We start from the raw sequence: 19,469 nt of genomic DNA, 5'->3' as shown, positions 1-19,469 counted from the left end.
CTTAAACCTAGTCAGTCCTCGTGGCGAAGGAAAGGCCTGAGGTTCCATTTCACGCGGCACTGCATCACAGCAGAAGAAGGAGCAGATCCTCGCTAGGTTCCATCGGCCATTGGCTCATGCGATGAAATTTTGCAGGAAGGGCGTTTGCGATCTTCTGGCTTAGACAAAGAAAACGTGTCTTCTGCCAGTCTAGAGACCCATGCATCTTCGCGTGGATCTCGCCGAGACGCCTTGCCGTCTCTGACGAATAGACCAGAATCGCGTCCGGCATTGGCGTGAGCTGCCGGATGATCTCCTCACCTTCATGGGCGACCGGGTGCATGTGATAACATTCCCGTATGTCGAGGGAGTGGGCCGTATCGGCCAGCGCTGCTTCGAAGTCCTGGGAGCGTGGCGTGCCGGTGAGGTACAGGATCGGTGAGGCCGAAGCCTGTCCGGTTTTCACAATGAGTAATTTCGCCAGGGACCTACCGTCGCCATCGGCGACCGAAACGTTGCCGAATCCCGCTTCGCGCGCCGCCCGCGCAGTGGCGTGGCCGACCGCAAAGAGCGGCAGGGCGAGAAAGGCCTCTCTGGCTTCTTCCGGAAGTGTCTGCAGCGCGCGCATCGCCTCTGCACTGGTCACGGCGAGCGCGGGCGTGCCGGGTCGGGGCGCCCGCATCAATGCTTCAGGCCGATGGACCGCCTGCATCAGCGGCAGCAGGACCGGTACATGGCCACGGCGCTCGAGCTCGGCGGCGGTTCTGGCCGATGCCGGCTCGGGGCGCGTTACCAGAACGCGCATGGCCTAATTCCAGCTGTCGAAGAAGTCGCTGCCGGCCTTGGTTCGAACCGTACCGCCGGCCCTGGCGCCGAGCACTGCGGCTTCCGTCCTGCTTCCTTCGATCTCCACATCGTGCCAGCGGCTGCCGTCGGGGGTGAGGATCATGCCGGCAAAGCGGATCGCGTCGCCCTCCACCGTTGCAAGGCCCGCGATCGGGGTCCGGCACGAACCGTCGAGGGCGCCGAGGAAGGCGCGTTCGCAGCTGACGGCGTCAAAAGTGTCGTGGTGATTGATGGCCTCGAGCAGGTCGTTGACCCTCGCATCGCCAATCCTGCTCTCGATGCAGATCGCGCCCTGTGCCGGTGCCGGCGGAAACTCGCTGGGGTCAAGCAGTTCGGTCGGGATCTCGGGCTTGCCGAGACGGCGCAGGCCGGCATAGGCGAGCAGTGTCGCATCCACTTCACCTTCGGCGAGTTTGCGCAGGCGCGTATCGACCAGGCCGCGGAAGGTGATGACGTTGATGTCAGGGCGGATGCGGCGGATGAGGGCCTGGCGACGCAGTGAAGACGAGCCGACGGTCGCGCCGTGCGGGAGGTCTTTCAGCGTTGGTGCCGTGCGTCCGACGACCGCGTCGCGAACGTCCTCGCGGGGCAGGAAGGCGGAAAGGAAGAGGCCCTCTGGCAGCTTGGTCGGCATGTCCTTGGAAGAGTGCACGGCGAAATCGAGGTCACCCGCGAGGAGTTGCTCTTCGAGTTCCTCGGTGAACAGGCCCTTGCCGCCGATCTCGGATAGCGCACGGTCAGTGATCCGGTCGCCCTTGGTGGAGAGCACCACGATCTCGAACATGTCTTCCGGCAGGTCATGCGCCACCATGAGGCGAGCGCGTGTCTCGGAAGCCTGGGCGAGAGCGAGCGGGCTGCCCCGCGTGCCGATGCGAAAAGGTTTTGTTTGCATCCGAACTTGTCCGTTGTTACCGACAGATTTCGTAGACCGGTTTCTCGGCGACCGCAATCAATGAACAGGTTCCATGACATCCAAACTGCGTATCCTCGGCATCGAAACGAGCTGTGACGAGACGGCGGCGGCCGTCGTCACGCGGCTTCCCGACGGGTCTGCCGTCACCGAGGCTGATGTCGTCTTGAGCCAGCTCGACGAGCACAGCGCCTATGGCGGCGTGGTGCCGGAGATTGCCGCCCGCGCCCATGTCGATGCGCTGGACACGCTGATCGAGGAGGCACTGACCCGAGCCGGGATCACGCTTGCCGAGGTTGATGCCATTGCCGCCACCTCCGGCCCCGGCCTGATCGGTGGCTTGCTGGTCGGCCTTATGACCGGAAAGGCGATCGCGCGCGCGACGGACAAGCCGCTCTATGCCGTCAACCATCTCGAGGGTCATGCGCTGACGGCGCGGCTGACGGATGGCGTGCCTTTTCCCTATCTCATGCTGCTGGTCTCCGGCGGCCACACCCAGCTCGTACTGGTCAAGGGCGTCGGCAAATACGAGCGCTGGGGCACGACGATCGACGATGCGCTGGGCGAAGCCTTCGACAAGACCGCCAAGCTGCTCGGTCTGCCCTATCCCGGCGGTCCCGCCGTCGAGCGCGCGGCTGCCAAGGGAGACCCGAAGCGTTTCGCCTTTCCCCGGCCGCTCGTCGGCGAGGCGCGGCTGGATTTTTCCTTCTCGGGCCTGAAGACCGCGGTGCGCCAGGCAGCAGAGGGGATCGCGCCGGTCACCGAGCAGGATATCGCCGATATTTGCGCTTCCTTCCAGCATGCCATTTCGCGCACGCTCAGGGATCGCATCGGCCGTGGTCTCCAGCGCTTCAAGGAGACGTTTCCGGATGTCGCCGAACCTGCGCTGGTCGTGGCCGGTGGCGTCGCCGCCAACAAGGAAGTACGCCAGACGCTCGATACGCTCTGCGCCGAGCACCACTTCCGCTTCGTGGCGCCGCCGCATCACCTGTGCACCGACAATGCCGTGATGATCGCCTGGGCTGGACTTGAGCGCATGGCGCTTGGCATGCCCGCGGATGATCTGACCGTTGCACCCCGGTCGCGCTGGCCCCTTGACCAGGGCGCCAAGGCCTTGCTCGCCTATGGAAAGCGCGGGGCCAAGGCATGAGCGATAGCCAGCACATCGCCGTGATCGGTGCCGGTGCATTCGGGACGGCGCTCGCCGCCGTGGTGGCTCAGACGGGCAGGGCGCAAGCCGTGCTGATCGGACGAGACGCGTCCGTGATCGCGGATCTCGCTGCAATTCGGGTCCACGAGGGTGCATTGCCGGGGATCCGGCTGCCTGATGCGCTTGTCTTTTCCGCCCGGGCGAAGGATCTCGAGGGTGCGGATATCGTGCTCTTTGCCATGCCGTCCCAGGCGCAGGTGGCCGCGGCCGAAACCTATGGACCATATTTGAAGCCCTGTGTGCCTGTCGTCATCTGTGCCAAGGGCATCGAGAGGCAGACTTCCCGGCTCCTGACGGAGGTTCTAGAAGCGGCATTGCCTGGCCATCCGGTCGCCATGCTGTCCGGGCCCGGTTTCGCAGCTGATATCGCCAAGGGCCTGCCCACGGCCATGGCGATCGCCGCAAAGGAGCTTTCGCTCGCCGAACAGCTTGCCAAGGCGATTTCCGGCCAGACTTTCCGCCTCTATGCATCCGATGACCGGATCGGCGTCCAGCTCGGCGGCGCTTTGAAAAACGTGCTGGCGATCGCTTGCGGCATTGTCGAGGGCATGGGGCTCGGCGATTCGGCACGGGCTGCCCTGATCGCCCGTGGTCTCGCGGAAATGTCGAGGCTCGTTGATGCGATGGGTGGGCGAGGCGATACGGTCCGGGGCCTGTCTGGCCTCGGTGACCTCGTTCTGACGGCAACCAGCCATCAGTCGCGCAATCTGCGCTTCGGCATCGCGCTCGGCCAGGGCGAGCCGATCGCCGCCCAGCATGGCGCGCTGGTCGAGGGCGCCTTTGCCGCTGCCGTTGCCGCTCGCCTCGCCGAAAGTCACCAGATCGAGATGCCGATCACGCAGGCCGTTGCCGCCATCATCGATGGCAGCCTGGATATCCCCACCGCGATTACCCAACTGATGTCGCGACCGATCACCACCGAGTAGGCCCCCACTTAGAGACCCCAAGGAGAGACAAGATGCTGTTTGCCGTCATCTGCGCCGACAAGCCCGGCCACCTGAACCTTCGGATGGACACACGTCCGCCGCATGTCGAGTGGCTGAACGGGCTCAATGCCGCCGGCCAGCTCAAGATTGCGGGGCCTTTCCTTGATGCCGACGGCAAGCCATGCGGCTCGATGCTGCTGATCGCGGCCGACGATATTGAAGGTGCGAAGGCACTCGCCGCACAGGACCCCTATGCCAAGGCCGGGCTGTTCGAGACTGTCGAGATCAAGCCGTATAACTGGGTCTTCAACAATCCCGAGGCGTAAAGACAATGGCATTCTGGCTCTACAAATCCGAACCCTTCAAATGGTCCTGGGAAATGCAGAAGGCCAAGGGCGAGGCCGGCGAGGAATGGACCGGCGTGCGCAACTACCTCGCGCGCAACAACATGCGGGCGATGAAGATCGGCGACAAGGGTTTCTTCTACCACTCGAACGAGGGGCTCGAAGTCGTCGGGATCGTCGAAGTCTGCGCGCTCTCGCATCCGGATTCGACCGCCGAGGGGGACGCCCGCTGGGACTGCGTCGACATCCGCGCCGTCTGCGACATGCCGAAGCCCGTCAGCCTCAAGGACGTCAAGGCGAACGAGAAGCTCTCGAATATGGCGCTCGTCACCTCGATGCGGCTCTCGGTCCAGCCGGTGACCGAGGAGGAATATTTCGAAGTCTGCCGCATGGGCGGTCTCGACAACCCGCCGGTCTGATCTCCTCGTGAACACAGATCCCGATCGCTTCATCCGTCAAAACACGAGTGTGCTCTCGCCGCCGCATGTGCCGGAAATCCGGCTTCATCTGGCGAGCGAAGTGCATGATCTCTGGCTGAAGACCGAAGAGGATCTCGAGGCGATCGGATTGCCGCCGCCGTTCTGGGCCTTTGCCTGGGCAGGAGGGCAGGGGCTCGCGCGTTACGTGCTGGATCATCCGGAGATCGTTCGCGGAAAGCGCGTGCTGGACTTCGCCAGTGGTTCGGGGCTCGTCGCGATCGCCGCGGCTCTTGCGGGCGCGGAGGAAGTTCTGGCCGCCGATATCGATCCCTGGGCGAAAACGGCGGTGCGGCTGAATGCCGCTCTTAACACGGTCAGCGTCTCGTTCACCGGCGAAGACCTGATCGGCCGGTCAGTCGATGTCGACGTGATACTCGCCGGTGACGTGTTCTACGACAGCGATTTCGCCCGAGCTCTCGTCGCCTGGTTCGGCGTCATGGCCAAGAACGGGTGTCTCGTCCTTGTCGGCGATCCAGGCCGCAGCTATCGCCCCACGGAGCATCTGGAGGCGCTCGCGACCTATGAGGTGCCGGTTACGCGCGTGCTGGAAGACAGCGATGTCAAGAAGACGACGGTCTGGCGATTTCTCTAGTTTTTCGGGCGGATGACGCAGACACCAGCTTCGAAGGAGCAGGCCTCGTCCGGTTCTTCCGCTGAAATTTCAATGATTTTCGCCTTTGGTGCCTGATAGGTCACGACTTTCGGTCCCGGTGCCCGGTCGATGGCGAAAAACACGCCGTTACCCTTGACCCGCCGACCCGAGATGCTTCCCGCAAAGGTGCCGATGCCGGGGATGACGGAGGGGAGGCCATTGCTGCCGATGATCGGTTCGCGCCGTCCGTGATCGTGGCCATGATGATGCCCGTGATGCCGGCCATATCGTTCTCCGGCCTCGGAGATCCCGATGGGAGAGCCGAGGACGATGGCCAAAGCCGCGAGGGCGAGACGATACTTTAGCATGGGGCGACCTCCGGAACGCGGTTAACAAATCGTTAACGCAACATGCCGCAAGTGGTTGCTAAAGTCATCCACTTCCATGCTTTTTTCGTATCGGAGGTAATCGTTGCGCGAGACGCTAAAGGTCTATTCACGCGAATCGATTAAATTGAATTCGTCAAGCGAATGTGCTTGTCGTCCGGGAGTTCGAGGATTAAACGTCGCCCTGATGCAATGCACCACGAACGTAATGACGCATTGCAAACAGTATGTCCGTATGATCGGACCGCATCGAGACGCCGCGAGGTTTAGATGGCGAATGTGACTAAAAACCGGCCCCTGTCGCCGCACCTGCAAATCTACAAGCCTATTCCCACGATGATCATGTCGATCGTGCACCGCATAACCGGTGCGGCGCTCTATTTCGGCACGATCCTGATTGCGTGGTGGTTGGTGGCGGCCTCGACGGGTGCCGACTACTTCGAGTGGGTCAACTGGTTCATGGGCACCATCATCGGCCGCCTGATCCTGATCGGCTACACCTGGGCGCTGATCCATCACATGCTCGGCGGTCTACGCCACCTGATGTGGGATGTCGGCTACGGCTTCGACAAGCATTTCTCCACGAAGCTCGCCAAGGCCAACATCATCGCATCCGTCGTCCTGACGATCCTCATCTGGGTCGTTGCCTATATCATTCGCACCTGAGGCACCATTTCATGGATATGCGCACTCCGCTCGGCAAGGTCCGCGGTCTCGGCTCGGCCAAGGAAGGCACAGAGCATTTCTGGCGTCAGCGACTGACGGCCGTATCGAACATTCCGCTTCTCCTCTTCTTCGTCGGCTTTCTGGTCATGTACAACGGCGCACCGTATGCCGAGGTGGTTGGCGCATTGTCGCACCCGCTGGTCGCGGTCGTCATGGCTCTGGTCGTGCTTTCGGCTCTGATCCATATGAAGCTCGGCATGCAGGTGATCATCGAGGACTATGTTCATACCGAGATCACCAAGCTCCTGCTTCTGATGCTGAACACGTTCTTCGCGATCCTGATTGGTGGCCTCTGTCTTTTCGCCATCTTGAAGATCGCTTTCGTAGGGTAAATCAACATGGCAACCATTCATAACTTCGCCCAGACCGGCAAGGCCTACACCTATGTTGACCATTCCTACGACGTCGTGGTCGTCGGTGCCGGTGGCGCCGGTCTGCGTGCGACGCTCGGCATGGCCGAACAAGGCTTCAAGACGGCCTGCATCACCAAGGTTTTCCCGACCCGCAGCCACACGGTCGCGGCACAGGGCGGTATCGCCGCCTCGCTGAACAACATGACGCCGGACTGCTGGCAGTGGCACCTTTATGACACCGTTAAGGGTTCCGACTGGCTCGGTGACGTCGATGCCATGCAGTATCTCGCCATGGAAGCGCCGAAGGCGGTCTATGAGCTCGAACATTACGGTGTGCCGTTCTCGCGTAACGAGGAAGGCAAGATCTACCAGCGCCCGTTCGGCGGTCACATGCAGAACTACGGCGAAGGCCCGCCGGTCCAGCGCACCTGCGCTGCCGCCGACCGTACCGGGCATGCCATCCTGCACACGCTTTACGGCCAGTCGCTGCGCAACAATGCGGAATTCTTCATCGAGTATTTCGCGCTCGACCTGATCATGTCGGACGATGGCAGCCGCTGCACCGGCGTCGTTGCCTGGAACCTCGATGACGGTACGATCCATCGCTTCTCGGCAAAGATGGTCGTTCTGGCGACGGGCGGTTATGGCCGCGCCTATTTCTCGGCAACGTCAGCGCACACCTGCACCGGTGACGGCGGCGGCATGATCGCCCGCGCGGGCCTTCCACTGCAGGATATGGAATTCGTCCAGTTCCACCCGACCGGTATCTACGGCGCCGGCTGTCTGATCACCGAAGGCGCGCGCGGCGAAGGCGGTTACCTGGTCAATTCCGAAGGCGAGCGCTTTATGGAGCGTTATGCTCCCTCGGCCAAGGACCTTGCCTCGCGTGACGTCGTTTCGCGCTGCATGACGATGGAAATCCGTGAAGGCCGCGGCGTCGGCAAGAACAAGGATCACATCTTCCTGCATCTCGATCACCTTGATCCTGCCGTCTTGCACGAGCGCCTGCCGGGCATCTCGGAATCGGCGAAGATCTTCGCAGGCGTCGACGTGACCCGCGAGCCGATCCCGGTTCTGCCGACCGTTCACTACAACATGGGCGGCATTCCGACGAATTACTGGGGCGAAGTGCTGAACGCCGATTCGAACAATCCGGAACGGGTCATCCCGGGTCTGATGGCGGTCGGCGAAGCCGGTTGCGCCTCGGTGCACGGTGCGAACCGTCTCGGCTCAAACTCGCTGATTGACCTCGTCGTCTTCGGCCGTGCGGCTGCCATCCGCGCTGCGGAAGTCATCGACCGTACGTCGCCGATCCCGGCGCTCAATACTGCCGCCTGCGACAAGATCATGGATCGCTTCGACGGCACGCGCCACGCGTCCGGCCAGACGCCGACCGCGGTTCTGCGCGACAAGATGCAGCGCGCCATGCAGGACGATGCGGCAGTGTTCCGCACGCAGGAATCGCTGGAAAGCGGTTGCAAGCGCCTGTCGGCGATCTGGAAGGAACTGCCAGACATCAAGGTCACCGACCGCTCGATGATCTGGAATTCGGATCTGGTGGAGACGCTCGAACTGCATAACCTGATGGCTAACGCCATCACCACGGTCTATGGCGCGGAAGCGCGCAAGGAAAGCCGTGGCAGCCACGCCCGCGAGGATTACGTCGATGGTCCTTTCGGCGGCCGCGACGACGTGAACTGGCGCAAGCATACGCTTGCCTGGGTCAGTGAGGCTGGCGATGTGAAGCTCGACTACCGTCCTGTCCACACGGAACTCATTGCCGAAGGCATCGATCCCTACAAGATCGCGCCGAAGGCACGTGTTTATTGATTTGAGAGGAATTGGACATGGTTGAACTTGCTCTTCCCAAGAACTCTCAGGTCACCGAAGGCAAGGTCTGGCCGAAGCCGGCCGGTGCCAAGAACGTTCGGGAATACCGGGTCTATCGCTGGAGCCCGGATGATGGCGCGAACCCGCGCATCGATACCTATTACATCGATGTCGACGATTGCGGCCCGATGGTTCTTGATGGTCTCTTGTACATCAAGAATAATATCGACCCGACGCTGACGCTGCGCCGTTCCTGCCGTGAAGGCATCTGCGGTTCCTGCGCGATGAATATCGACGGCACCAATACGCTGGCCTGCACCAAGGGCATGGACGAGGTAAACGGGACGGTGAAGGTCTATCCTCTGCCGCATCTGCCGGTCGTCAAGGATCTCGTGCCGGATCTGACGAATTTCTATGCCCAGCACCGTTCGATCGAGCCCTGGCTCAAGACCGTTTCGCCTGCGCCGGCCAAGGAATGGAAGCAGAGCCACGAAGACCGCCAGAAGCTCGATGGTCTCTACGAGTGCATCCTGTGTGCCTGCTGCTCGACATCCTGTCCCAGCTACTGGTGGAACGGCGACCGTTATCTCGGTCCGGCCGTCCTGCTGCAGGCCTATCGCTGGCTGATCGACAGCCGCGACGAAGCGACGGGCGAGCGCCTCGACAACCTCGAGGATCCATTCCGCCTCTATCGCTGCCACACGATCATGAATTGCGCCCAGGCCTGCCCGAAGGGCCTGAACCCGGCCAAGGCGATCGCCGAGATCAAGAAGATGATGGTCGAGCGCCGCGCCTGAGCGACATTGTCAAAAGTTTGAGAGGCCGCCCGGGAACTGTTTCGGGCGGCCTTAATTTATCCGTATAGTGCCGGCTATGGATCCGACTCGATATGGAACTTGATTAACCCTATTCGCGTAACATATTTGTAACCCAGTTGTACGGCAGGTTGCGGCGCAGGTCGCGAGAGCGGGAGTATAATGATGAAATTCAGCCATGCAGTCACCGGAGCAGCCATCCTTCTGGCGCTCGCAGGGTGCCAGCGCACATCCTATAGCAGTATGAATTCTGCCAATAGCGCGCTTCCGCCGTTGCAAGCGCAGCCGGTGCCATCGGTACAGTCGGGTCAGCTGCCGCCTCCCGGTGCAGCGGGGTCCGCTCAGTTTCCGGCTGCGCCCGCAACGACGACCGCAGCCCTCGACCCGGCCGCCGGTGTGCCCGCGACCGCGCTCGATGTCACCAAGGAATCGATGGTCGGCAACTGGCGCGTCCAGAGTGCCGGATCGAGCTGTGACATGTTCCTGACGCTCACCAATCTCGGCAGTGGCTCGCGTGGCGGCACGCGTGGTTGCGCCGGCGAACTCACGGCGATGGGATCCTGGGAAGTGTCGGGCAAATCCGTTGTTCTCAAGGACCGCAGCGGCAATACCATCGGCAGCCTCTACAAAACTGCTGACGCCCGCTTTGACGGCAGCACCGCTTCCGGTCAGCCGGTCAGCCTGAGCCGCTGATCTACTTCTCATCCCAGCGGTGGCCCCGGTCGGGCCACCCTCCCGGCGGGACGTCATTCCATGCAGCCAGTTCCTGACTACGGGCTCAGTGTCGCCGAGCAGTTGCGCGCGATGACGGAGGCGGGGACACTTCAGCCCGACCGCTACCAGTTTGATGTCGCCGAAAAGCTCGATCGCATCCTGAAGGAAATCAAGGCCCGCAAACCCGCAGCCAAGAAGAGTGCGCTGGGCTGGATGTTCGCGCAGAGGCGAAAGCAAGAGATCCCGATCAAAGGACTTTACGTCCATGGCAGCGTCGGTCGCGGCAAGACCATGCTGATGGATCTGTTCTTCAAGCTCGCCCCTATCGAGAAAAAGCGCCGCGCCCATTTCCATGAATTCATGGCGGACGTGCATTCGCGCATTCATGCGCATCGGCAAAAGCTGAAGGCCGGAGAAACAAAGGAGGCGGATCCTGTGCCTCCGGTGGCATCGGCCCTGCGCGACGAAGCCCAGCTTTTGTGCTTCGACGAGTTCACGGTCACCGACATCGCCGATGCGATGCTCCTCGCGCGCCTTTTCACCGAACTTTTCGCGCGCGGATGCACACTGGTCGCGACCTCCAATGTCGAGCCGGACAATCTGTACCGCGATGGTCTCAATCGTGGTCTCTTTCTGCCCTTCGTCGATCTTCTCAAGAAGAACGTGCATGTGTCGACGCTCGACTCGCCGACAGATTATCGTCTTGAGAAAATGGAGGGTTTGCCAGTCTACATCGCGCCGCTCGATGATGCTCCCAAGATGATGGATATTGCCTGGCAGCGTGTGACCAAGGGTACTCCAGAGGCTCCCGCGTCGATCCAGATGAAGGGTCGGACGATCGAAATCCCTCGTGCGGCCGGGCGCTGCGCTCGTTTCGCTTTCCGCGATCTCTGCGAGAAGCCACTGGGCGCGTCCGACTATCTCGCCATTGCCAAGCGTTTCGATGTCGTCTTCGTCGAGAACATTCCCCATCTCGGGCCGGAGAAGCGCAACGAGACGAAGCGTTTCATCATTCTGATCGACACCCTCTACGATGCCAGCGTCCGGCTGTTCGCGTCGGCCGTGGCAATGCCGGAGGCTCTCCTGACGGAGAAGAAGGGTACGGAAGGCTTCGAATTCGATCGTACAGTTTCACGGCTTTTCGAGATGCGAAGCGCAGATTACCTCGAACTGCATCAGTCGAAACGTGACAAACATGACGAAGCTGTGACGTAATTTTTGACGTTTACGTAAGAATTTTATCTTCTAACCGATTGAAATTGATACACCGAAAATTATCGTTTGCGGTTTAGACCCTTTGGAGCTATGCGGTTTGTCCACAAGGGCAGGCTAACACTCGCCCTCGGCCTTGGTCGCGGATCCAAAAGGAAGTCTACAATGGCGCGCAAGAAGATCGCTCTTATCGGTTCTGGAATGATTGGTGGAACGCTGGCGCATCTCGCCAGTCTGAAGGAACTGGGCGACATCGTCCTGTTCGATATTGCCGACGGTATCCCGCAGGGTAAGGGCCTCGACATTGCGCAGTCCGGCCCGGTCGAAGGCTTCAATGCCAAGCTTTCCGGCGCGAGCGATTACGCCGCCATCGAAGGTGCTGACGTCTGCATCGTCACTGCCGGTGTTGCCCGCAAGCCCGGCATGAGCCGCGACGATTTGCTCGGCATCAACCTCAAGGTCATGGAACAGGTCGGCGCCGGCATCAAGAAGTATGCCCCGAACGCCTTCGTCATCTGCATCACCAACCCGCTCGACGCGATGGTCTGGGCTCTGCAGAAGTTCTCCGGCCTGCCGGCCAACAAGGTTGTCGGCATGGCCGGCGTACTCGACTCGGGCCGCTTCCGCCACTTCCTCTCGGAAGAATTCAACGTGTCCGTCCAGGACGTCACCGCTTTCGTTCTCGGCGGTCATGGCGACACGATGGTGCCGCTCGCTCGCTATTCGACCGTCGGCGGCATTCCGCTCACCGATCTGGTCAAGATGGGCTGGGTCACCAAGGAACGCCTCGAAGAGATCATCCAGCGCACCCGTGACGGCGGCGCCGAAATCGTCGGCCTCCTGAAGACCGGCTCGGCCTACTACGCCCCGGCCGCCTCTGCCATCGAGATGGCGGAATCCTACCTCAAGGACAAGAAGCGCGTCCTGCCTTGCGCCGCCTATCTCACCGGCCAGTACGGCGTGAAGGACATGTATGTCGGCGTGCCCGTCATCATCGGCGAAGGTGGTGTCGAGCGCATCATCGAAATCGACCTGAACAAGGCCGAGGAAGAAGCCTTCCAGAAGTCGGTTGGCGCCGTCGCCAGCCTCTGCGAAGCCTGCATCAACATCGCGCCGGCTCTCAAGTAATTGCCATTTCGCCCAAAACAGGGACACGACAATGAACATTCATGAATACCAGGCCAAGGCTCTTCTGAAGAGCTTTGGTGCACCGGTCGCCGAAGGTGTGGCGATCTTCTCTGCGGAAGAAGCCGAAGCTGCGGCAAAGCAGTTGCCGGGTCCGCTTTACGTGGTCAAGAGCCAGATCCATGCTGGTGGCCGTGGCAAGGGCAAGTTCAAGGAACTCGGCCCGGACGCCAAGGGCGGCGTACGCCTCGCCTTCTCGATCGACGAAGCCAAGTCTCACGCCAAGGAAATGTTCGGCAACACGCTGGTGACCGCCCAGACCGGCGACGCCGGCAAGCAGGTCAACCGCCTCTACATCGAAGACGGTGCCGACATCGCCCGCGAACTCTACTGCTCGCTGCTCGTCGACCGCTCCGTCGGCCAGGTCGCCTTCGTCGTCTCGACGGAAGGTGGCATGGACATCGAAGCCGTCGCCCATGACACGCCGGAAAAGATCCACACGATCGCGATCGATCCGGAAGCCGGCGTCACGGACGCAGACGTGGCTGCCATCTCTGGGGCACTCGAGCTTTCGGGTGCCGCTGCTGAAGATGCCAAGTCGCTCTTCCCGATCCTCTACAAGGCCTTTGTCGAGAAGGACATGGCGCTGCTCGAGGTTAACCCGCTGATCGTCATGAAAAATGACCATCTGCGCGTGCTCGACGCCAAGATGTCCTTCGACGGCAATGCGCTGTTCCGCCATGACGACGTCAAGGCGCTGCGCGACGAGACCGAAGAAGACGCCAAGGAAATCGAAGCTTCCAAGTGGGACCTCGCTTACGTGGCGCTCGACGGCAATATCGGCTGCATGGTCAACGGTGCCGGTCTCGCCATGGCGACGATGGACATCATCAAGCTGTACGGCAAGGAGCCGGCAAACTTCTGCGACGTCGGCGGTGGCGCCGGCAAGGAGAAGGTCGCGGCTGCCTTCAAGATCATCACGGCTGACCCGAAGGTCGAGGGCATCCTCGTCAACATCTTCGGCGGCATCATGAAGTGCGACGTTATCGCAGAAGGCGTCGTTGCCGCTGTGCAGGAAGTCGGCCTCAAGGTTCCGCTCGTTGTTCGCCTCGAGGGCACCAATGTCGAGCTCGGCAAGAAGATCCTCAACGAATCTGGTCTTGCGATCACCGCTGCTGACGACTTGGACGATGCTGCCAAGAAGATCGTCGCTGCGATCAACGCCTAATTTAAGGACCGGAAACAATGTCTATTCTCGTCAATAAAGACACCAAGGTCCTCGTTCAGGGCCTGACCGGCAAGACCGGTACCTTCCACACCGAACAAGCGCTTGCTTACTACGGCACGCAGATGGTCGGCGGTATCCACCCGAAGAAGGGTGGCGAAACCTGGACCGGCTCGAAGGGCGAAAGCCTGCCGATCTTTGCCTCGGTCGCTGAAGCCAAGGAGCGCACCGGTGCGGACGCATCGGTCATCTACGTTCCGCCGGCAGGTGCAGCTGACGCCATCATCGAGGCGATCGACGCCGAGATCCCGTTCATCACCTGCATCACCGAGGGTATCCCGGTCATGGACATGGTGCGGGTCAAGGCCCGTCTCGACAAGTCCAAGTCCCGCCTGCTCGGCCCCAACTGCCCGGGCATCATGACGCCGGAAGAATGCAAGATCGGCATCATGCCGGGCTCGATCTTCCGCAAGGGTTCGGTCGGCATTGTCTCTCGTTCCGGAACACTTACATACGAAGCTGTGTTTCAGACCTCGAACGAAGGCCTCGGCCAGACGACGGCTGTCGGTATCGGTGGCGACCCGGTCAAGGGCACCGAGTTCATCGACGTGCTCGAGATGTTCCTGGCCGATCCGGCCACGACCTCGATCATCATGATCGGCGAAATCGGCGGTGCGGCTGAAGAAGATGCAGCCCAGTTCCTGATCGACGAAGCCAAGAAGGGCCGCAAGAAGCCGATGGCTGGCTTCATCGCCGGCCGCACGGCGCCGAAGGGCCGCACCATGGGCCATGCAGGTGCTGTCGTTTCCGGCGGCAAGGGCGATGCGGAATCGAAGATCGAGGCCATGGAAGCGGCCGGGATCAAGGTTTCGCCTTCGCCGGCACGCCTCGGCAAGACGCTGGTCGAAGTCCTCAAGGGCTGAGACCTGACGAATATCAAGCCAGGCGAAGGATTGGTCCGCCAATCCTTCGCCTGGATTTCGCATCTATGAGACGATTCGCGTGTCAATGCGATCGCGAGCGGCAGGCCGGGCATCCGGCCATCAATTCAAGTCGGGAGGCGAGCAGAGACGCTCGCGAAGCACCATGGGTAGGCAAGAAGCCAACGAGCAGTTTCTGATCACGTCCTTCCTCGACGGATCGAATGCGGCCTATATCGAACAGCTTTACGCGCGCTATCAGGAGGATCCTTCTTCGGTCTCCGACGAATGGCAGGTCTTCTTCAAGGCGCTCGCCGACAATCCAGGTGATGTGAAGAAGGCGGCCTCCGGTGCCTCTTGGAAGCGCAAGAACTGGCCGATTGCCGAGGGCGGCGATCTCGTCAATGCGCTCGATGGCAATTGGGGCGCGGTCGAAAAAGTCATCGAGAAGAAGGTTCAGGCCAAAGTCGAGGCGACCGCCGCTTCGACAGGCAAGGCCGTGTCGGAAGCCGAAGTGCTGCAGGCGACGCGCGATTCTGTTCGTGCCATCATGATGATCCGCGCCTACCGCATGCGTGGTCACCTGCATGCCAATCTCGATCCGCTCGGCATTGCAGCACCTGTCGACGACTACAATGAGTTGTCGCCCGTCGCTTACGGCTTCACCGAAGCCGATTATGGCCGCAAGATCTTCATCGACAACGTGCTGGGTCTGGAATACGCCACGATCCCGCAGATGCTCGACATCCTGCAGCGCACCTATTGCTCTACGCTCGGCGTCGAGTTCATGCACATCTCCAATCCGGAAGAGAAAGCCTGGATCCAGGAGCGAATCGAAGGCCCCGGCAAGGGCGTCGAGTTCACGCCGAACGGCAAGAAGGCCATCCTGCAGAAGCTGATCGAGGCTGAAGGCTTCGAGCAGTTCATCGACGTCAAGTACAAGGGCACCAAGCGCTTCGGTCTCGACGGCGGTGAGTCTCTCATCCCTGCTCTGGAACAGATCATCAAGCGTGGCGGCCAGGAAGGTCTCGAGCAGGTCGTTCTCGGCATGGCCCATCGTGGCCGCCTGAACGTCCTGACCAATGTCATGGCAAAACCGCACCGTGCCGTGTTCCACGAGTTCAAGGGCGGTTCGTTCAAGCCCGACGAAGTCGAAGGCTCTGGCGACGTGAAGTACCACCTCGGCGCCTCCTCGGACCGTGAGTTCGATGGCAACAAGGTTCACCTGTCGCTGACGGCCAATCCTTCGCACCTCGAAATCGTCAACCCTGTCGTGATGGGCAAGGCCCGTGCGAAGCAGGACCAGCTTGCCAAGACCTGGGAAGGCGACATCATTCCGCTCAAGGAGCGCGCCAAGGTGCTGCCGCTTCTGCTGCATGGTGATGCTGCCTTCGCCGGCCAGGGCGTGGTGGCAGAAATTCTGGGTTTGTCGGGTCTGCGCGGTCACCGCGTGGCCGGCACGATGCATGTCATCATCAACAACCAGATCGGCTTCACCACCAATCCGGCCTTCTCGCGTTCGTCGCCCTATCCGTCCGACGTCGCGAAGATGATCGAAGCGCCGATCTTCCACGTCAATGGCGACGATCCGGAAGCCGTCGTTTACGCGGCGAAGGTCGCGACCGAATACCGGATGAAGTTCCACAAGCCTGTCGTCATCGACATGTTCTGCTATCGCCGCTTCGGCCATAACGAAGGCGACGAGCCGAGCTTCACTCAGCCGAAGATGTACAAGGAAATCCGCGCCCACAAGACGGTCGTCAACATCTACGGCGAGCGGCTGATCGCGGAAGGCCTGATCTCGGACGGCGAATTCGAGAAGATGAAGGCCGACTGGCGCGCCCACCTCGAGCAGGAATTCGAGGCAGGGCAGAGCTACAAGCCGAACAAGGCCGACTGGCTTGATGGCGTATGGTCGGGTCTCCGGACCGCCGACAATGCCGACGAACAGCGTCGCGGCAAGACCGCCGTGCCGATGAAGCAACTCAAGGAGATCGGCCGCAAGTTGTCGACTATTCCTGAAGGTTTCAAGGCACACCGCACGATCCAGCGCTTCATGGACAACCGGGCGCAGATGATCGAGACCGGCGAAGGTATCGACTGGGCGATGGGCGAAGCGCTTGCCTTCGGCTCGCTCTGCCTCGACGGCCACAAGATCCGCCTGTCGGGTCAGGATTGCGAACGCGGTACGTTCAGCCAACGCCATTCGGTTCTCTATGATCAGGAAACCGAAGACCGCTACATCCCGCTCGCCAATCTCGCCCCGAACCAGGCGCGCTACGAGGTCATCAACTCGATGCTCTCCGAAGAGGCCGTGCTCGGTTTCGAATACGGCTATTCGCTTGCCCGTCCGAATGCGCTGACGCTCTGGGAAGCCCAGTTCGGCGACTTCGCCAATGGTGCACAGGTCGTCTTCGACCAGTTCATCTCGTCGGGTGAACGCAAGTGGCTGCGCATGTCAGGCCTCGTCTGCCTTCTGCCGCATGGTTACGAGGGTCAGGGTCCGGAACACTCTTCCGCCCGCCTCGAGCGCTGGCTGCAGATGTGCGCCGAAGACAATATGCAGGTCGCCTATTGCACGACGCCGTCCAACTACTTCCACATCCTGCGTCGGCAGATGAAGCGCGACTTCCGCAAGCCGCTTATCATGATGACGCCGAAGTCCCTGCTGCGTCACAAGCGTGCCACGTCGAGCCTTGCTGAAATGGCTGGTGAAAGCTCGTTCCACCGTCTTCTGTGGGATGATGCCGAAGTCATCAAGGACGGCCCGATCAAGCTGCAGAAGGATGCGAAGATCCGTCGCGTCGTCATGTGTTCCGGCAAGGTCTATTACGACCTTCTGGAAGAGCGCGAAAAGCGCGGCATCGACGATGTCTATCTGCTGCGCATCGAACAGCTCTATCCGTTCCCGGCAAAGGCGCTCATCAACGAGCTCTCGCGTTTCCGCAATGCGGAGATGGTCTGGTGCCAGGAAGAGCCGAAGAACATGGGCGCCTGGTCCTTCATCGATCCGTATCTGGAATGGGTGCTGGCCCATATCGACGCCAAGTATCAGCGGGTGCGCTACACCGGCCGTCCGGCTGCCGCCTCGCCGGCAACAGGCCTGATGTCGAAGCACCTCGCCCAGCTCGAAGCCTTCCTCGAGGACGCACTGGGCGGTTGATCCGCCCAGCTCTTCGCTCGCAGACCGTAACCTTCTCTGACCAACGGAATTGAGATCATGGCCACTGAAATCCGCGTACCCACCCTCGGCGAATCCGTCAGCGAAGCCACCATTGGCACCTGGTTCAAGAAGGTCGGTGACACTGTCAAGGCTGACGAGCCGCTCGTCGAACTGGAAACCGACAAGGTCACGGTCGAAGTCCCGTCGCCGGTCTCTGGCGTGCTGACTGAAATCGTTGCCCAGAACGGTGAGACCGTTGGTCTCGGCGCGCTGCTCGGCCAAATCGCCGAAGGCGCTGCCGGTTCTGCTGGTGCCTCGGCTCCGGCTCCTGCCGCAGCACCGGCGCCCGCTGCAGCCCCGGCTCCGGCCGCAGCTGCTCCGGCTGCTCCCTCCGCCATGCCGGCTGCTCCGGCCGCCGCCAAGGTCGCGGCTGACAACAACATCTCGACGTCGGATGTCGACGGCTCGGGCAAGCGTGGCCAGGTGCTGAAGGGCGATGTTCTCGCGGCGATCGCCAAGGGGACGTCTGCCCCGGCCGCTCCTGCAGCACCGGCTGCTCCGCGTCCGGCTTCGTCGGCCGACGATGCGCCGCGTGAAGAGCGCGTCAAGATGACCCGTCTGCGCCAGACGATCGCCAAGCGCCTGAAGGACGCCCAGAATTCGGCTGCCATGCTGACCACCTACAACGAGGTGGACATGAAGGCGGTGATGGACCTGCGCAACCGTTACAAGGACATCTTCGAGAAGAAGCATGGCGTGAAGCTCGGCTTCATGGGCTTCTTCACCAAGGCCGTCACACACGCGCTGAAGGAACTGCCGGCCGTCAACGCCGAAATCGACGGCACCGACATCATCTACAAGAATTACTGCCATGTCGGCGTCGCCGTCGGCACGGACAAGGGTCTCGTCGTTCCGGTCGTGCGCGATGCCGATCAGATGTCGATCGCCGAAATCGAGAAGGATATCGGCCGCCTCGGCAAGGCTGCCCGCGATGGCCAGCTGTCGATGGCCGACATGCAGGGCGGCACCTTTACCATCTCGAACGGCGGCGTCTACGGTTCGCTGATGTCTTCGCCGATCCTGAATGCGCCGCAGTCGGGTATCCTCGGCATGCACAAGATTCAGGAGCGTCCGGTCGTCGTCGGCAGTCAGATCGTCATCCGCCCGATGATGTATCTCGCGCTCTCCTACGATCACCGCATCGTCGACGGCAAGGAAGCCGTGACCTTCCTCGTTCGCGTCAAGGAAAGCCTTGAGGATCCGGAACGCCTGGTTCTCGATCTCTAAGGAAATCTCACGATGGAGCCGGTATCCGCTTCCGCCTCTCCGATGGCCCTGCTCCTTGCCTGGAGCGTGGTCCTGCTGGTCGCGCATGTCCTCCTACAGGGCATGCTTGCGACCAGGGAGTTGGGCACGGAGTGGAATGCCGGCCCGCGAGACGACAACAAGCAGCCGGAGAGCCAACTCGCCGGCCGCGCTGCGCGGGCGTCGTCGAACTTCCGCGAAACCTACCCGGCCTTCATCGCGCTCGCGGCGGGCCTTCTCTTCACCGGGGAGACCTCCGGTTTGGGGCTGACAGGTGCAATCGTCTGGTTCGTCGGCCGCATCGTCTACTACCCCCTCTATCTGGCCGGCGTTCCCTATATCCGATCGCTCGTCTGGCTCGGATCCGTGGCCGGGCTCGGCCTGATGTTCCTCGCGCTGGCGTTTTGAG

At 61.4% G+C, this 19,469-nt stretch carries 20 protein-coding genes; 17 read left to right on the top strand and 3 right to left on the bottom strand.

Going from position 1 to position 19,469, the window contains the following annotated elements:
- Window positions 1-64: 64 nt before the first annotated feature.
- Both E9677_RS19830 and hemC read right to left on the bottom strand, forming a co-directional pair.
- The gene (locus E9677_RS19830) at window positions 65-784 is read right to left on the bottom strand and encodes a uroporphyrinogen-III synthase (RefSeq protein WP_136559794.1); all 720 of its coding nucleotides are present in this window, start codon (window positions 782-784) and stop codon (window positions 65-67) included.
- 3 nt (window positions 785-787) lie between these two features.
- A complete protein-coding gene (hemC, locus tag E9677_RS19825) occupies window positions 788-1,717 on the bottom strand; it encodes a hydroxymethylbilane synthase (protein WP_136559793.1) in 930 nt (309 codons plus the stop codon).
- A 73-nt stretch (window positions 1,718-1,790) separates the two neighbouring features.
- On the opposite strand from hemC, the gene tsaD reads away from it, so the two are divergent.
- From tsaD to E9677_RS19800, 5 genes are read left to right on the top strand one after another with little or no spacing between them, the layout of a single operon-like run.
- Window positions 1,791-2,885, top strand: coding sequence for a tRNA (adenosine(37)-N6)-threonylcarbamoyltransferase complex transferase subunit TsaD (tsaD, locus tag E9677_RS19820; RefSeq protein ID WP_136559792.1), 1,095 nt, complete (start codon window positions 1,791-1,793; stop codon window positions 2,883-2,885).
- Window positions 2,882-3,871 (top strand): NAD(P)H-dependent glycerol-3-phosphate dehydrogenase, encoded by a 990-nt coding sequence (locus E9677_RS19815; RefSeq protein WP_136559791.1) that lies wholly within the window; start codon window positions 2,882-2,884, stop codon window positions 3,869-3,871. The genes tsaD and E9677_RS19815 overlap by 4 nt, the downstream gene beginning before the upstream one ends.
- 32 nt (window positions 3,872-3,903) lie before the next feature.
- Window positions 3,904-4,197 carry a YciI-like protein gene (locus tag E9677_RS19810; RefSeq protein WP_136559790.1) on the top strand — a complete coding sequence of 98 codons (294 nt, stop codon included), beginning with the start codon at window positions 3,904-3,906 and terminating at the stop codon, window positions 4,195-4,197.
- Window positions 4,198-4,202: 5 nt separating this feature from the next.
- Window positions 4,203-4,634 carry an EVE domain-containing protein gene (locus E9677_RS19805; protein ID WP_136559789.1) on the top strand — a complete coding sequence of 144 codons (432 nt, stop codon included), beginning with the start codon at window positions 4,203-4,205 and terminating at the stop codon, window positions 4,632-4,634.
- A 7-nt stretch (window positions 4,635-4,641) separates the two neighbouring features.
- Window positions 4,642-5,286 carry a class I SAM-dependent methyltransferase gene (locus tag E9677_RS19800; RefSeq protein WP_136559788.1) on the top strand — a complete coding sequence of 215 codons (645 nt, stop codon included), beginning with the start codon at window positions 4,642-4,644 and terminating at the stop codon, window positions 5,284-5,286.
- Here E9677_RS19800 and E9677_RS19795 read toward each other — a convergent pair.
- Window positions 5,283-5,654, bottom strand: a complete 372-nt coding sequence (locus E9677_RS19795; RefSeq protein ID WP_136559787.1) for a hypothetical protein — start codon at window positions 5,652-5,654, stop codon at window positions 5,283-5,285. The two genes, E9677_RS19800 and E9677_RS19795, sit on opposite strands and share 4 nt — an antisense overlap.
- 288 nt (window positions 5,655-5,942) lie before the next feature.
- Here E9677_RS19795 and sdhC point away from each other — a divergent pair, with 288 nt between their 5' ends.
- From sdhC to E9677_RS19735, 12 genes are all read left to right on the top strand, one after another.
- Window positions 5,943-6,338 (top strand): succinate dehydrogenase, cytochrome b556 subunit, encoded by a 396-nt coding sequence (gene sdhC / locus E9677_RS19790; RefSeq protein ID WP_136559786.1) that lies wholly within the window; start codon window positions 5,943-5,945, stop codon window positions 6,336-6,338.
- 11 nt (window positions 6,339-6,349) lie between these two features.
- The gene (sdhD, locus tag E9677_RS19785) at window positions 6,350-6,730 is read left to right on the top strand and encodes a succinate dehydrogenase, hydrophobic membrane anchor protein (RefSeq protein ID WP_136559785.1); all 381 of its coding nucleotides are present in this window, start codon (window positions 6,350-6,352) and stop codon (window positions 6,728-6,730) included.
- Between the two features lie 6 nt (window positions 6,731-6,736).
- Window positions 6,737-8,581 (top strand): succinate dehydrogenase flavoprotein subunit, encoded by a 1,845-nt coding sequence (sdhA, locus tag E9677_RS19780; protein WP_136559784.1) that lies wholly within the window; start codon window positions 6,737-6,739, stop codon window positions 8,579-8,581.
- A gap of 17 nt (window positions 8,582-8,598) precedes the next feature.
- Complete coding sequence (locus tag E9677_RS19775; RefSeq protein WP_102020997.1) at window positions 8,599-9,378, top strand: succinate dehydrogenase iron-sulfur subunit; 780 nt, start codon at window positions 8,599-8,601, stop codon at window positions 9,376-9,378.
- 183 nt (window positions 9,379-9,561) lie between these two features.
- Entirely contained in the window at window positions 9,562-10,089 is a 528-nt protein-coding gene (locus tag E9677_RS19770; RefSeq protein ID WP_136559783.1) for a protease inhibitor Inh/omp19 family protein, read from the top strand.
- Between the two features lie 60 nt (window positions 10,090-10,149).
- Entirely contained in the window at window positions 10,150-11,325 is a 1,176-nt protein-coding gene (gene zapE / locus E9677_RS19765) for a cell division protein ZapE (RefSeq protein WP_136559782.1), read from the top strand.
- 162 nt (window positions 11,326-11,487) lie between these two features.
- Window positions 11,488-12,450, top strand: coding sequence for a malate dehydrogenase (gene mdh, locus E9677_RS19760; protein ID WP_110791164.1), 963 nt, complete (start codon window positions 11,488-11,490; stop codon window positions 12,448-12,450).
- A gap of 31 nt (window positions 12,451-12,481) precedes the next feature.
- The gene (gene sucC, locus E9677_RS19755; RefSeq protein WP_136559781.1) at window positions 12,482-13,675 is read left to right on the top strand and encodes an ADP-forming succinate--CoA ligase subunit beta; all 1,194 of its coding nucleotides are present in this window, start codon (window positions 12,482-12,484) and stop codon (window positions 13,673-13,675) included.
- Window positions 13,676-13,692: 17 nt separating this feature from the next.
- Complete coding sequence (gene sucD / locus E9677_RS19750) at window positions 13,693-14,595, top strand: succinate--CoA ligase subunit alpha (protein ID WP_136559780.1); 903 nt, start codon at window positions 13,693-13,695, stop codon at window positions 14,593-14,595.
- 163 nt (window positions 14,596-14,758) lie between these two features.
- Window positions 14,759-17,755: a 2-oxoglutarate dehydrogenase E1 component gene (locus tag E9677_RS19745; protein WP_136559779.1), complete on the top strand. Its 2,997-nt coding sequence runs from the start codon at window positions 14,759-14,761 to the stop codon at window positions 17,753-17,755.
- Between the two features lie 57 nt (window positions 17,756-17,812).
- Window positions 17,813-19,042, top strand: coding sequence for a 2-oxoglutarate dehydrogenase complex dihydrolipoyllysine-residue succinyltransferase (gene odhB / locus E9677_RS19740; RefSeq protein ID WP_136559778.1), 1,230 nt, complete (start codon window positions 17,813-17,815; stop codon window positions 19,040-19,042).
- Window positions 19,043-19,054: 12 nt separating this feature from the next.
- A complete protein-coding gene (locus tag E9677_RS19735) occupies window positions 19,055-19,468 on the top strand; it encodes an MAPEG family protein (protein ID WP_136559777.1) in 414 nt (137 codons plus the stop codon).
- Window position 19,469: the final 1 nt, after the last annotated feature.

Origin of the sequence: Peteryoungia rhizophila (genome assembly GCF_004912145.1) — a bacterium.
In the GTDB taxonomy this organism is placed as follows: Bacteria; Pseudomonadota; Alphaproteobacteria; order Rhizobiales; family Rhizobiaceae; genus Allorhizobium; species Allorhizobium rhizophilum.
Note: the sequence above shows the minus strand (reverse complement) of the source record. Positions and strands in the feature narration are given on the sequence as shown.